The 13,953-nt window shown below is 63.8% G+C and carries 15 protein-coding genes; 13 read left to right on the plus strand and 2 right to left on the minus strand.

From position 1 onward, the window contains the following. Window positions 1–47 precede the first annotated feature (47 nt). Both GL300_RS07820 and GL300_RS07825 read left to right on the plus strand, forming a co-directional pair. Window positions 48–398, plus strand: a complete 351-nt coding sequence (locus GL300_RS07820) for a CidA/LrgA family protein (RefSeq protein ID WP_155039038.1) — start codon at window positions 48–50, stop codon at window positions 396–398. Further along, window positions 395–1,111, plus strand: a complete 717-nt coding sequence (locus tag GL300_RS07825; RefSeq protein ID WP_155039039.1) for an LrgB family protein — start codon at window positions 395–397, stop codon at window positions 1,109–1,111. The genes GL300_RS07820 and GL300_RS07825 overlap by 4 nt, the downstream gene beginning before the upstream one ends. Before the next feature lie 50 nt (window positions 1,112–1,161). Here the strand turns inward: GL300_RS07825 and GL300_RS07830 are convergent, their stop codons facing one another. After that, window positions 1,162–1,482, minus strand: coding sequence for a DUF6280 family protein (locus GL300_RS07830; protein WP_024842734.1), 321 nt, complete (start codon window positions 1,480–1,482; stop codon window positions 1,162–1,164). Window positions 1,483–1,826: 344 nt separating this feature from the next. Here GL300_RS07830 and efp point away from each other — a divergent pair, with 344 nt between their 5' ends. Then, entirely contained in the window at window positions 1,827–2,390 is a 564-nt protein-coding gene (gene efp, locus GL300_RS07835) for an elongation factor P (protein ID WP_155039040.1), read from the plus strand. A 126-nt stretch (window positions 2,391–2,516) separates the two neighbouring features. Beyond that, the gene (locus GL300_RS07840; RefSeq protein ID WP_155039041.1) at window positions 2,517–2,825 is read left to right on the plus strand and encodes a GNAT family N-acetyltransferase; all 309 of its coding nucleotides are present in this window, start codon (window positions 2,517–2,519) and stop codon (window positions 2,823–2,825) included. Window position 2,826: 1 nt separating this feature from the next. Here the strand turns inward: GL300_RS07840 and GL300_RS07845 are convergent, their stop codons facing one another. Further along, window positions 2,827–3,786 carry a LysR family transcriptional regulator gene (locus GL300_RS07845; protein ID WP_155039042.1) on the minus strand — a complete coding sequence of 320 codons (960 nt, stop codon included), beginning with the start codon at window positions 3,784–3,786 and terminating at the stop codon, window positions 2,827–2,829. Window positions 3,787–4,076: 290 nt separating this feature from the next. On the opposite strand from GL300_RS07845, the gene chvE reads away from it, so the two are divergent. From chvE to GL300_RS07890, 9 genes are all read left to right on the plus strand, one after another. Continuing rightward, complete coding sequence (gene chvE, locus GL300_RS07850) at window positions 4,077–5,117, plus strand: multiple monosaccharide ABC transporter substrate-binding protein (RefSeq protein ID WP_246195115.1); 1,041 nt, start codon at window positions 4,077–4,079, stop codon at window positions 5,115–5,117. A 76-nt stretch (window positions 5,118–5,193) separates the two neighbouring features. Next, window positions 5,194–6,768: a multiple monosaccharide ABC transporter ATP-binding protein gene (mmsA, locus tag GL300_RS07855; protein ID WP_155039240.1), complete on the plus strand. Its 1,575-nt coding sequence runs from the start codon at window positions 5,194–5,196 to the stop codon at window positions 6,766–6,768. Next, window positions 6,761–7,945 carry a multiple monosaccharide ABC transporter permease gene (gene mmsB / locus GL300_RS07860; protein WP_155039044.1) on the plus strand — a complete coding sequence of 395 codons (1,185 nt, stop codon included), beginning with the start codon at window positions 6,761–6,763 and terminating at the stop codon, window positions 7,943–7,945. Before mmsA ends, mmsB begins: the two co-directional genes overlap by 8 nt. After that, window positions 7,945–9,687, plus strand: a complete 1,743-nt coding sequence (araD, locus tag GL300_RS07865) for an L-arabinonate dehydratase (protein ID WP_155039045.1) — start codon at window positions 7,945–7,947, stop codon at window positions 9,685–9,687. The genes mmsB and araD overlap by 1 nt, the downstream gene beginning before the upstream one ends. Continuing rightward, window positions 9,674–10,606: a Gfo/Idh/MocA family protein gene (locus GL300_RS07870; RefSeq protein ID WP_343042931.1), complete on the plus strand. Its 933-nt coding sequence runs from the start codon at window positions 9,674–9,676 to the stop codon at window positions 10,604–10,606. The genes araD and GL300_RS07870 overlap by 14 nt, the downstream gene beginning before the upstream one ends. Next, the gene (locus GL300_RS07875) at window positions 10,600–11,502 is read left to right on the plus strand and encodes a 2-dehydro-3-deoxygalactonokinase (protein WP_155039046.1); all 903 of its coding nucleotides are present in this window, start codon (window positions 10,600–10,602) and stop codon (window positions 11,500–11,502) included. The genes GL300_RS07870 and GL300_RS07875 overlap by 7 nt, the downstream gene beginning before the upstream one ends. Further along, window positions 11,499–12,095, plus strand: a complete 597-nt coding sequence (locus GL300_RS07880; RefSeq protein WP_155039047.1) for a 2-dehydro-3-deoxy-6-phosphogalactonate aldolase — start codon at window positions 11,499–11,501, stop codon at window positions 12,093–12,095. The genes GL300_RS07875 and GL300_RS07880 overlap by 4 nt, the downstream gene beginning before the upstream one ends. Continuing rightward, window positions 12,092–12,937: an SMP-30/gluconolactonase/LRE family protein gene (locus GL300_RS07885; protein ID WP_155039048.1), complete on the plus strand. Its 846-nt coding sequence runs from the start codon at window positions 12,092–12,094 to the stop codon at window positions 12,935–12,937. Before GL300_RS07880 ends, GL300_RS07885 begins: the two co-directional genes overlap by 4 nt. Continuing rightward, window positions 12,934–13,944, plus strand: coding sequence for an aldose epimerase family protein (locus GL300_RS07890; protein WP_155039049.1), 1,011 nt, complete (start codon window positions 12,934–12,936; stop codon window positions 13,942–13,944). Before GL300_RS07885 ends, GL300_RS07890 begins: the two co-directional genes overlap by 4 nt. The last annotated feature ends 9 nt before the right edge of the window (window positions 13,945–13,953 follow it).

The raw sequence follows: 13,953 nt of genomic DNA on the forward strand, positions 1-13,953 counted from the left end.
AATATTTGAGCGGTGGACCTTGCCCTAGGCCGCGCTAATCTGACGCCATGATTCCCGCGCTGGCCATATTGCTGTCCTTTCAGCTGATCGGAGAGATCGCCGCTCGCGGTCTTGGCCTGACCGTGCCGGGGCCGGTCATCGGGATGATGTTGCTGGTTGCAAGCTGCCTGATACGCCCGTCCCTGGCCGAGATGCTGCGCCCGGTCGTACGCGGATTGCTGGCGAACCTGTCGCTGTTTTTTGTCCCCGCAGGCGTCGGCGTCGTCGCCCATATGGCCGAGTTCCGCAGCGACGGCCTCGCCATCGCGCTTGCGCTGACCGTCTCGACGGCACTGGCCATCGCGGTGGGGGCGCTGGTTTTCGTCGGCGTCGTGCGGCTGCTGGGGCGGCACGAATGACCGATGCGGCGCTGATCTGGTCCTATCTGTCGCGCGGGCCGCTGCTGTGGCTGACCGCGACGTTGTTCGCCTATTGGATCGGGGATCGCTGTTTTCGCGCGGCCGGGCGGCAAAGCTGGGCCAATCCGGTCATGGTCGCGGTGGCGCTGCTGGCAGTGCTGCTGGAGCTGACCGGGACCAGCTACCAGACCTATTTCGAGGGCGCGCAATTCGTGCATTTCATGCTGGGCCCGGCCACGGTCGCGCTGGGAATGCCGCTATTCGACAACCTGCACCGAGTCCGCAAGGCGCTGCTGCCACTGCTGGCGGCGCTGACTGCAGGATCGCTGACTGCCGTGGTATCGGTCCTGGTGATCGCCAAGGCGACAGGCCTGTCGCCGGTGATGATGGCCAGCCTTGCGCCGAAATCGACCACCGCGCCCGTCGCCATCGGCATTGCCGAGGGGTTGGGCGGGGAACCGACGATCACCGCCGTCCTGGTTCTGCTGACCGGGATTTTCGGCGCGATCATCGCCACACCGCTGCTGAATTTGCTGAAAATCCATGACTGGCGTGCACGTGGCCTGTCCGTCGGGGTCGCGGCGCATGGCATCGGCACCGCCCGCGCCTTTCAGGTCAACGAGACCGCTGGCGCCTTTGCCGGGATTGGTATGGGGCTGAACGCCGTGCTGACCGCGATCATTGCGCCGCTGGTCCTGCGCCTGTTCCAATAACGAAAAAGGCCGCCCATGCGGACGGCCCAGATGCGCAGCAGGGGCCGGGATCAGGCGGCGTCTGCCTCTTCGGCGGCGTGGCGGCGTTCGCTTTCCTCGCGCGACAGCGCGACCGAGGTCCGCACGCCTTTGGCCACGAACTCCATCAGGCCCTTCACGACTCGTTCGTTCGGATCGATGCCAGCGCAGGACAGAACCTCGCGGCCATCGCGCGACCGTGCCCAACGTGCAATTTGATCAGGCCCGTTGCCGTATTTTTTGTCATCCGCGATCGCATCATCAAGTGCGGCCAGCACAACGGCGGCAAAAAGCTTGCGGGCACGTTGGCCTTGCTCAAAATTGAATGCCGAACCATCCACGAAATCGCGCATCTACTGTATCCTGTTTTTCTTGCGGTACCGCATCATACCGACCTGACCGATGTCGGGTCGCTACAGTCGCCAGACTGGCGGGCAAGGGGCGACTTAGCCGATCCTGCCAATGATTCGGTATGCCCTAGCCCACATGACAGCCATGCGCCCCGCGCAAACCCAAGCCGATCTTGATCATAGCTTGCGGCAGCTGAAGCTTTCACGACAAACGAAAACGCCCGACAGCCCTTGACAACGCCGGATTGACGATCTGGTTGCGACGGAACGTGCCCGTGGATATAGGGGCCAGCACATGCGGTTCAAGACGCGCGAGCCGCAACATTTTCGCGAAAAGGTCGCCTCGCATGCCCAAGATCAACGGCAATGAAATCAAGCCCGGCCTCGTGCTGGAACATGACGGCGGGCTCTGGGCCGCGGTCAAGGTCAACCATGTCAAGCCCGGCAAGGGCGGCGCATTCGCTCAGGTCGAGCTGAAGAACCTGCGCGACGGGCGCAAGCTCAACGAGCGTTTCCGCAGCGAAGACAAGGTCGAAAACGTCCGCCTGGACAACAAGGACCAGCAATTCCTGTATGAAACCGACGGCCGTCTGGTCTTCATGGACAATGAAACCTTCGAGCAGATCGAGCTGGATGCCGACCTGCTGGGCGACCGCCGCCCCTTCCTGCAGGATGGCATGACCGCCACTGTCGAATATTACGGCGATGAAGCCCTTTCGGTCCGCATTCCGCAGAAAGTCGTCTGCAAGGTCGTCGAGACCGAGCCGGTGCTGAACGGCCAGACCGCCTCGAAAAGCTTCAAACCGGCGATCCTCGACAATGGCCTGCGCGTCATGATCCCTCCCTTCGTCGGCGTCGATGAGGACATCGTCGTGAATACCGAGATGTTCGAGTATTCGGAACGCGCCTGATTCGGTCGCGCCGGGGTCAAACCCGGCGCAACTGCACGATTTCGCGCCAAAGCGTGCGAAATGGCTCTGCCGACAGGGCCGAACGCGCCTATGCTGCAGTCCCGAGTCGCAATGACGGAGCAGCCCATGGCACAACCTGCAATTCGCATCACGCATGAGGATTTCGGCACTTCCGGGCGCTATGCGGCCCAGATTCCCGGTGCCGATGGCGAAGCCGAGCTGACCTGGCATTCCGGCGGACCGGGTGTCATCGTCGCCGACCATACCCTTGCCCCCGACACCATGCGCGGCAGCGGCGTCGCCATGGCGCTGGTCCAGCGGCTGATCGACGACGCGCGGCGGCAGGGGATGCAGATCGTTCCGAGCTGCACCTATGTCCGGGCGCAATTCGATCGCCATCCGGAATGGGCCGAGCTTCGGGCCGGGATCGCCTAAATCAGGCGCCGCGCCCGCGCAATTCCTCCTCAAGCACCTTCAGAAAGATCTGCGCTGCCGGCGTCGGCTCTCGGTCGCGCAGGGTGACGATGGAATAGGCCGGGACGCTCAGGCCCGGCACGACATCCAGTTCGGTGACCGGCCCCCCCTCGCCCGCCTCGGAGAACAGCCGCGCGGCGGAACTCGACATCACCGCCACCGCCTGTGAGCGCATGACGAAGGCAAAGGACAGCATCAGCGATCCGGTCGAGATCACCGTGCTCGGCAGGGCCAGACCGCGCCCGGTCAGGTAGCGTTCGACCGTGTCGCACAGCATGCTGCCCGTCGGCTGCATCACCCAGTCGAAGGGCAAACATTCCTCTAATGTCAGTCCCTTGCGCCGGGCCAGCGGATGATCGCGGCGCACCACCAGCGACAGCGGCTCGGCCCCGATCGGGATGGTGTCGAACTGGCTGGCCTCGATCCCCTCGGGGACACGGCCGATATACAGGTCCAGATTGCCCGAGAGCAGCCCCGCCACCAACCGATCGCTGGAGGTCACCTCGATCTTGAAGCGCAGATAGGGCTCGGATCGCTCAAGGCTGCGCACCACCGGCAGGACCAGATCCAATGAGGGGCCGGTCACGGAACCCACATGCACCGATCCGACGCTGCCGCGATTGATGTCACGCACCTCGCGGCCCGCCAGATCAAGGTCGCGCAGCATCGACCGCGCCCGCTCGGCCAGCCGTTCCCCTGCCGGAGTCAGGGTGATTCCCCGGCTATGACGCTGCGACAATTGCGCGCCGACGATCCGCTCAAGGTCAGCCAGCAGCCGCGAAGCCGCCGGCTGCGTGATATTCATCAAGGCTGCCGCCAAACTAAGCTGCCCACTGCGCTGAACGGCAACCAAAAGCGCCAATTGCCTCAATTTTATGCCGCGAGAGACCAGCTCGTCGCCAAGATCGCGATTTGTCCGCATCCGTCGCCCCTCGCGTCCATTTCGATGTTAGCGCTAAGATATACCATAATAGGTATATCGAGTTCCAGAAACCGAAATTGACGCCAAACCCTGCACAAAGATAACTTGCGGGCAGGCAAGCGGGGCAGAAGTCCGCTGCCGCGGTGATCGGCCTCGGGACGGGCCCGGACGGCCCGCGAAGTCGGGGGGATGCACCGGAAGATTGCCATAAAGGGCGCCAGAAAAAGCGCCTTCTTCTGTCGTGCCCCATAACGGGAGGAAATTAATTGTTTACCCTTAAGAAACTCGCTCTGGCAGCCGCCTCGGTTGCCGCGCTCTCCGTGCCGGGCATCGCCGCGGCCGAAGGCATGGTCGGCATCTCGATGCCCACCAAGACCTCGGCCCGTTGGATCGCGGACGGCGACAACATGGTCAAGCAGTTCCAGGAAGCCGGCTATCAGACCGACCTGCAATATGCAGATGACGACATTCCGAACCAGCTGAACCAGATCGAGAACATGATCACCAAGGGTGTGGACGTTCTGGTCATCGCCGCCATCGACGGCACCACGCTGTCGAACGCGCTGGCAAACGCCAAGGCCGCGGACATCAAGGTCATCGCCTATGACCGCCTGATCCGCGACACCGGCGACATCGACTATTACGCCACCTTCGACAACTTCAAGGTCGGCGTCGAGCAGGCCAACACCCTGGTCGCGGGCCTGAAAGAGCGCTTCCCGGACGTGAAGCCGTGGAACGTCGAACTGTTCGGCGGCAGCCCGGACGACAACAACGCCTTCTTCTTCTATGACGGCGCGATGTCGGTGCTGCAGCCGATGATCGACTCGGGCGAGATCGTGATCCCCTCGGGCCAGCAGGGCATGGACAAGGTCGGCACGCTGCGTTGGGACCCGGCAACGGCCCAGTCGCGCATGGATAACATCCTGTCGGCCAACTACACCGACAAGCAGGTCAACGGCGTGCTGTCGCCCTATGACGGGCTGTCGATCGGTATCCTGTCCTCGCTCAAAGGCGTCGGCTATGGCTCGGGCGACCTGAAGATGCCGATCGTTTCGGGTCAGGACGCGGAACTGCAATCGTCGAAGTCGATCCTGGCGGGCGAACAGTATTCGACCATCTTCAAGGACACCCGTGAGCTGGCGAAAGTCACCGTCGGCATGGTCGATTCGATGATCAAGGGCAGCGAGCCGCAGATCAACGACACCAAGACCTACAACAACGGCGTCAAGGTCGTCCCCTCGTTCCTGCTGCAGCCGGTTCCGGTCACCGCCGCCAACCTGAACGAAGTTCTGGTCGGCTCGGGCTACTACACCGAAGACCAGCTGAAGTAATCTGATCAACCCGCGCCGCCGCAGGGGATGCATCCCTTGCGGCGGCGTATTCCTAAGCTAGGGGCATATGGTAGCGATGGACGCCATTCTGGAAATGCGGGGAATCACCAAGGAATTCCCCGGGGTCAAAGCCCTCGACAACGTCAATCTGGTGGTCAAGCGCGGCGAAATCCGCGCGCTTTGCGGTGAAAACGGCGCAGGCAAATCCACCCTGATGAAGGTTCTGTCGGGCGTCTACCCGCACGGCTCCTATGACGGAGAGATCCTTTACAAGGGAAAGCCGATGGCTTTCCGCAAGATCACCGACAGCGAAGAGCAGGGCATCGTCATCATCCACCAGGAGCTTGCCCTGGTGCCGCATATGTCGATCGCCGAGAACATCTTCCTCGGCAATGAGATCGCAAAGAACGGCGTGATCGACCGCCACGAAACCAACCGCCGCACCGCCGAACTTCTGGCCAAGGTGGGCCTTCGCGAAAGCCCCGAGACCAAGGTCGGCGAGCTGGGCATGGGCAAGCAGCAGCTGATCGAGATCGCCAAGGCGCTGTCGAAAAAGGTCGAACTGCTGATTCTGGACGAGCCGACCTCGTCGCTGAACGAACATGACAGCGCCGCGCTGCTGCGCCTGCTGGACAGCTTCCGCGAGCAGGGCATGACCGCGATCATGATCTCGCACAAGCTGAACGAGATCTCCGAGGTCTGCGACAGCCTGACGGTCTTGCGCGATGGGGCCACCGTGTCGCATCATCAGGGCATGGTTCCCGAAAGCCAGATCATCAAGGACATGGTCGGCCGTTCGATGGACGACCGCTACCCGCCGCGCGAACCCAAGATCGGCGAGGTGATCATGCAGGTCCGCGACTGGACCGTGGCCGAGGAAGGTGGCGATGGCCGCCTGCTGGTCGACAACGCCAAATTCGACCTCAAGCGCGGCGAAGTCCTGGGCATCGCCGGCCTGATGGGCGCGGGCCGCACCGAACTGGCGATGAGCATGTTCGGCCGCTCGGTCGGCGTGTTCCGCAAGGGCTCGGTCAAGATCAATGGCAAGGATGCCGATCTGAGCACCGTGTCCAAGGCGATCAAGGCTGGCCTTGCCTATGTGACCGAGGACCGCAAATCGCTGGGCCTGGTGCTGGAAGACAGCATCCGCCGCAACATTCCGCTGGCCAACCTTGCCGGTGTCGCGCGCTACGGCGTCATCGACCATCACAAGGAAGGCAAGGTCGCGCAGGATTACCGCAAGGCAATCAATATCCGCGCCCCTTCCATCGATCAGGCGACGATGAACCTGTCGGGCGGCAACCAGCAGAAAGTCGTGCTGGCGAAATGGCTGTTCTCTGAGCCGGAAATTCTGATCCTCGACGAGCCCACGCGCGGCATCGACGTGGGCGCGAAATACGAAATCTACACCATCATCCGCGACCTTGCTGCCGCGGGTAAGTCCATCATCGTGATTTCTTCTGAAATGCCCGAGCTTCTGGGCATCACCGACCGCATCATCGTGATGAACGAGGGCCGTCTGGTGGGCGAGATGCCCACCTCCGAGGCGACTCAGGAACGCATCATGTCGGTCATCATCAAGTCAGGCCACGACCTGACCGAGGAAGACATCACCCCCGAAGAGATCGAGGCAGAGACCGCCCATGTCTGATACCACAACCGATCGCGGCAGCGACACGTTCGGCTTCATCCGCCGGAACATGCGCCAATATGGCATCCTGTTCGCCCTTGTCATCATCATGGCCTTCTTTCAGGTCGTGACCGGCGGCATCCTGTTCCGTCCGGTGAACCTGACGAACCTGTTCCTGCAGAACAGCCATATCGTCATCATGGCGGTCGGCATGCTGCTGATCATCGTGGCCGGTCACATCGACCTGTCCGTCGGCTCGGTCGCGGCCTTTGTCGGCGCGCTGGCGGCGATCATGATCGTCAAGATGGGGCTTCCGGTCCCGTTGGTGGTCGTGCTCAGCCTGGTTGCAGGCGCCCTGATCGGCGCGGCGCAGGGCTACTGGATCGCCTATTGGAAGATTCCGTCTTTCATCGTGACGCTGGCTGGCATGCTGGTGTTCCGCGGTCTGACCATGTGGGCGCTGCAGGGCCAGTCGATCGGCCCCTTCCCCAAGGAATTCCAGATGATCGCCTCGGGCTTCATCCCGGATGTCTTCGGGCCGGACAAGCCGAACACCCTGTCGCTGATCCTCGGCTGGGGTGCGGCGCTGGTGATCCTGTGGCTGCAGGTCCGCAACCGCAAGCGCCAGGAAGCCGTCGGCATCGCCGATGAGCCCTTTGCCTTCTTCGTCGGCAAGAACGCCCTGATCTTTGTCGCGCTGGCCTGGATGACCTGGGCGCTGGCCAACTTCCGCGGCCTGCCGAACGTCTTCATCGTCATGGCCGTTCTGGTCGCGCTGTATTCGTTCATCTCCGAGCGCACCACGCTGGGCCGCCGCATCTACGCCATCGGTGGCAACGAGAAGGCCGCGAAGCTCTCGGGCATCAATGTCGAGCGCATCACCTTCCTGACCTTCGTGAACATGGGCATGCTGGCCGCGCTGGCCGGTCTGGTCGTTTCGGCGCGTCTGAACTCGGCCACGCCGAAAGCCGGTGTCGGCTTCGAACTCGACGTGATCGCGGCGGTCTTCATCGGCGGCGCGTCCATGTCGGGCGGTGTCGGCACGGTGATCGGCGCAATCGTCGGCGCTTTCATCATGGGCGTCATGAACAACGGCATGTCGATCCTTGGCATCGGCATCGACTACCAGCAGGTCATCAAGGGCCTGGTCCTTATGGCCGCCGTCATCTTTGACGTCTCGAACAAGAGAAAATCGTAATGTCCTTCAAACCCGCTGAATGGCCGCGCAAGCTGCGGTCGCAACATTGGTATGGCGGCAATTCGCGCGACACCATTTACCATCGTGGCTGGCTGAAGAACCAAGGCTACCCTCATGACCTGTTCGATGGCCGGCCGGTCATCGGCATCCTGAACACCTGGTCGGACCTGACGCCCTGCAACGGCCACCTGCGTGAGCTGGCCGAAAAGGTGAAAGCCGGCATCTGGGAGGCCGGTGGCTTCCCGGTCGAGGTTCCGGTGTTCTCGGCTTCCGAAAACACCTTCCGCCCGACCGCGATGATGTATCGCAACCTCGCCGCCATGGCGGTCGAGGAAGCGATGCGCGGCCAGCCGATCGACGGTGCCGTCCTTATGGTCGGCTGCGACAAGACCACGCCTTCGCTGCTGATGGCCGCAGCCTCGACCGACATTCCGTCGATCGTGGTCACCGGCGGTCCGATGCTGAACGGCTGGTTCCGTGGCGAGCGTATCGGCTCGGGCACCCATCTGTGGAAATTCTCGGAGGCCGTGAAGGCTGGCGAGATGACCCAAGAGGAATTCCTCGACGCCGAACAAGCGATGAGCCGTTCGTCCGGCACCTGCAACACCATGGGCACCGCGTCGACGATGGCGTCGATGGCGGAAGCCCTCGGCATGGCGCTGTCGGGCAATGCCGCGATCCCTGCGGTCGATAGCCGTCGCCGCGTGATGGCGCAGATGACCGGTCGCCGCATCGTGCAGATGGTCAAGGACGACCTGAAGCCCAGCGACATCATGACCAAGGAAGCCTTCGAGAACGCGATCCGCTGCAATGGCGCGATCGGCGGCTCGACGAATGCCGTGGTCCACCTGCTGGCCATGGCTGGCCGCACCGGAGTCGAGCTGACCCTGGACGATTGGGACCGCTGTGGCCGCGACGTCGCGACCATCGTGAACCTGATGCCCTCGGGCAAATACCTGATGGAAGAGTTCTTCTATGCCGGCGGCCTGCCCGTCGTGCTGAAGCGTCTGGGTGAAGCCGGCCTTCTGCACAAGGACGCGCTGACCGTCTCGGGCGAAAGCATCTGGGACGAGGTCAAGGACGCCAAGAACTGGAACGAGGATGTCATCCTGCCGGTCGAGAAAGCCTTGACCCAGCAGGGCGGCATCGCGGTCCTCAAGGGCAACCTCGCGCCGCTGGGCGCGGTGCTGAAGCCCTCGGCCGCGTCCCCGCATCTGATGCAGCACCGTGGCCGCGCCGTGGTCTTCGAGGATATCGACGACTACAAGGCCCGGATCAACGATGACGATCTGGACATCGATGAAACCTGCATCATGGTCATGAAGAACTGCGGTCCCAAGGGCTATCCGGGCATGGCCGAGGTCGGCAATATGGGCCTGCCGCCGAAGGTGCTGAAAAAAGGCATCACCGACATGGTCCGCATTTCCGATGCGCGCATGTCTGGCACGGCTTACGGCACGGTTGTCCTGCACACCTCGCCCGAAGCCGCGCGCGGTGGCCCGCTGGCCATCGTTCGCAGCGGTGACTTCATCGAGCTGGACGTGGCGAACCGCCGCCTGCATCTGGACCTGAGCGACGAGGAAATCGCCGCCCGTCTGGCCGATTGGAAGAACCCGGTCGAGCCGCCGGTTTCGGGCTATGCCCGCATGTTCCATGACCATGTCGAAGGGGCCGATACCGGGGCCGATTTCGACTTCCTGAAGGGTTGCCGCGGAAGCGAGGTGGGACGTGACAGCCACTGATCTGGCCATTATCGGCTTCGGCAAGATTGCCCGCGAACAGCACCGTCCCGCGTTGGAGGCCTCATCGGCCTTCAACTTCGCGGCGACGGTCGATCCGTTCAACACGGCCGAAGGCATCGCCGCCTACAAGGACGTGACGACGTTCCTGGCCGAGCGCCCGGAAGTCGGCGCAGTCGCGCTTTGCACGCCGCCGCAGGTCCGCTTCGCCGTCGCGCGCGAAGCGCTGCTGGCCGGTCGCCACGTGCTGCTGGAAAAACCGCCGGGCACCACCGTGTCCGAGGTGATGACGCTGCAGCGCATCGCCAAGGAACAGGGCAAGACGCTTTTCACCGCATGGCACAGCCAATTCGCCCCCGGCATCCCCGGCGCGCGGGACTGGCTTTCGGACCGCAAGATCACCGCAATCACGGTGACCTGGCGCGAGGACGTGCGGCGCTGGCATCCCGGTCAGGACTGGATCTTTGCCCCCGGCGGAACCGGCGTCTTTGATCCCGGCATCAACGCCTATTCGATCCTGACCTATATCCTGCCGGTCGGTCTTTACACGACCGAAGCCGCGCTGGAATTCCCGGAAAACCGCGACACGCCGATCGCCGCTCAGCTGAAAATGCTGACCGAAGAAGGCGCTCCGGTCGATCTGGACTTCGATTTCCGCGAGACCGGCGTGCAGACCTGGGACATGCGGATCGAGACCGATCGCGGCGTGATGGAGCTGTCGCAAGGCGGCGCGACCATCACCGCAGACGGCGAGGTGCTTTCGGCCGAAGGCGCGCTGGCGGGCGAATATGACCGCATCTATGCCCGCTTCGCTGAACTCATCGCTGCGGGCGAAAGCGACGTCGACGTGGCTCCGTTCCGCCATGTCGCCGATGCGATGATGCTGGGCCGCCGGGTTCAGACGGAAGCCTTCGAATGGTGAGCCCGAACTGGATCGCAGTCGATTGGGGCACTACCCGGCTGCGCGTCTGGGCCATGAACGACTCCGAGGTGCTGGAAAACCGCTCCTCGGACAAGGGCATGGGTAGCCTTGACCGCGACGGCTTCGAACCCGCGCTTCTGGAACTGGTCGAGGACTGGCTGGGCGACCGCCCGGTCCCCGTCATCGCCTGCGGCATGGTCGGTGCCCGCACCGGTTGGGTCGAGGCGGAATACCGCCCCACCCCCTGCACCCCGCTGGACCCGCTGCGCGCCACCCGGCCCGTCGTGCGCGATCCTCGCCTTGACGTGCATATCCTGCCCGGCCTGTCGCAGATCGACCCGCCCGACGTGCTGCGCGGCGAGGAAACCCAGATCGCGGGCTTCATCGCCCAGAACCCGGACTTTCAGGGCACGCTTTGCCTGCCCGGTACGCATTGCAAATGGGTCATTATCTCGAACGGTCAGGTCGAGGGTTTCCACACCTTCATGACCGGCGAGGTCTATGCGCTGCTGTCGCGCCAATCGGTGCTGCGCCTGACCATTGGCGACGCCAAGCCCGACCTGCCCGGCTTCCTTGAGGCCTCGGCGCAGGCGGCGACCAATGCCGACATGGCGGCGGCAGGGCTGTTCCCGCTGCGCGCAGCGGCGCTGTTGAACGGGATGACCCCGGAACAGGGCGCGGGGCGGCTTTCGGGCCTGCTCATCGGGTCCGAGTTGGCGGCAGCGCATCCGCTTTGGCATGGCCGTCGCGTCATCATCATTGGCGCACCGGAACTCTCGGCGCTTTACGCGCAGGCCTTGACGCAGGCCGGTGCCGATGCGCATCAAATGGACGGCGGCGAATTGGTCCTTGCCGGACTGACCGCTGCCGCTTCCGCCCTGACGAGGACCCCATGACCCAGCCCATTATCGCCATCTTGCGCGGCCTGACCCCCGCGGACGCCCTGGCCGTCGGTCAGGCGCTGATCGACGCCGGCATCGACCGGATCGAAGTCCCGCTGAACTCGCCCGATCCGCTGGAAAGCATCCGGCTGATGGCGACCGCCTTTGCCGGTCAGGCGACGATCGGCGCGGGCACCGTGCTGACGGTCGAGGACGTGGCCCGGGTCGCGGATGCCGGCGGACGGATGATCGTCTCGCCCAATGCGAACCCCGAGGTCATCCGCGAGAGCCGCCGCCGTGGGCTGGAATCCTATCCGGGCGTCTTTACCGCCACCGAATGCTTCACCGCGATCGACGCCGGTGCGACCGGGCTGAAACTGTTCCCCGCAGATCAGGGCGGCATTGGCGTGCTCAAGGCGTTGCGCGCCGTGCTGCCCCGCGACATGCCGGTCTATGCAGTGGGTGGCGTTGGCCCCTCGAACTTTGCCGACTGGTTCGCCGCCGGTGCGCAGGGTTTCGGCATCGGGACCTCGCTTTACAAGCCCGGCGACAGCGCCGAGTCCGTCGGTCAGCGTGCGCGCGAGATGGTCGCAGCGCTTCCGGCATGAAATACACCCTGTTCGATCCCCGAGCCTGCCTGCTGGGCGAAGGTGCTTTCTGGCATCCCGAACGCCAGCAGGCCTTCTGGTTCGACATTCTCGGTCGCCGGATGCTCAGCCGCAAGGATGGGCGCGAGCTGGAATGGCGCTTTGATGAGCGCGTCTCGGCTGCAGGCTGGATCGATCATGACACGCTGATCATCGCCAGCGAAACGGCTCTGTTCCGTTTCAACCTCAAGAATGGCAGCCGTGAGGATCTGGTCCCGCTAGAGGCCGACCGCCCGGACACCCGTTCCAATGACGGGCGCGCCGATCCGCAGGGCGGCTTCTGGATCGGGACGATGGCGGTGGATGCGAGCCCCGGTCAGGGCGCAATCTATCGCTACTATAAGGGTGAGTTGCGCAAGCTTTTCGCGCCGATCTCGATCAGCAACGCAATCTGCTTTTCGCCGGATGGCAAGCTGGCCTATTTCGCCGATACCGAGGAACAGACCGTCTGGGTCCAGGATCTGGATGGCGACGGCTGGCCCAAGGGCGACAAACGGGTCTTTCTGGATCTGCGCGGCACCGAGGAATATCCCGATGGCGCGGTCACCGATGCCAAGGGCAACTTCTGGAACGCGCGTTGGGGCACCGGGCGGCTGGTCTGCCACGCGCCGGACGGGCGGCTGCTGGATCAGGTCGAGGTGCCCTCGAAACAGACCACCTGCCCCGCCTTCATCGGTGAGCATCTGGACCGCATCCTGCTGACCAGCGCGGCGGTCGATCTGGGCGGCGCGCAGGACGGGCGCAGTTGGCTGGTGATGCCGAACGGTCCAAGGGGCCGACCGGAACCGCAGGTGCTGGCATGACCCGGGAGGTATTCGGCACCCTGCCCGATGGCCAGACCGTCGAGCGCATCACCATCAGCGCGCATGGGCTGACGCTGTCGGTGCTGACGCTGGGCGCGACGGTGCAGGACCTGCGGCTGGAGGGGGTTGATCACCCGCTGGTCTTGGGCTTTCCCGCGCTGGAACCCTATCTGGGTGAGGGTCGCTATGTCGGGGCCATTGTCGGGCGTTGCGCCAACCGCATCGCGCGGGGCCATGCCCGGATCGATGACCTGACACTGGAACTGGACCGCAACGAGGCGGGCCGAACCACGCTTCATGGCGGCTCGGACGGGACGGGCACGCGCAATTGGGCGGTGGGCGAGATCTCGGCAGATGCGATCGCGCTGTCGGATTACCTGCCCGACGGGCATATGGGCTTTCCCGGCGCGATGCTGGTCCATGTCCGCTATCGGCTGCTGCCCGGCGCGGTGTTGCAGATCGAGATGCTGGCCACCTCCAGCGAAACCACTTTGTGCAATTTCGCTCAGCACAGCTATTTCAACCTCGATGGCAGCGACAGCATCGCCGATCACGTGCTGACCATCCCGGCGGAAAGCTGGTTGCCGGTGGATGACACGCTGATCCCGCTGGGCAATCCCGCCCCGGTTCAGGGCTCGCATCTGGACTTCCGCACGCCCGTGCGTCTGGGCGAGCGGTTGGACGGGCCGCTGATCGATCACAACCTGTGCCTGTCCGAGCACAAGCATAAGTTGACCCAACCTGCCGCCACGCTTGAGGCCGGGGGACTGCGGATGCAGATCGCCTCGACCGAGCCGGGGATTCAGGTCTATGCCGCCGATCACATGCGCCCCGGTGCCACGGGAATCGGTGGTCGTCCTTATGGCCAACATGCCGGAATTGCTCTGGAATCGCAGCTGTGGCCGGATGCGGTGCATCATCCCGGCTACCCGTCGGTGCTGCTCTCGCCGGGGCAACTCTATCGCCAGACCACCAGCTTCAGTTTCACCCGCGTGACAGGCAGTTGACGCAGGGGT

This window comes from Paracoccus litorisediminis (assembly GCF_009711205.1).
Lineage (GTDB): Bacteria > Pseudomonadota > Alphaproteobacteria > Rhodobacterales > Rhodobacteraceae > Paracoccus > Paracoccus litorisediminis.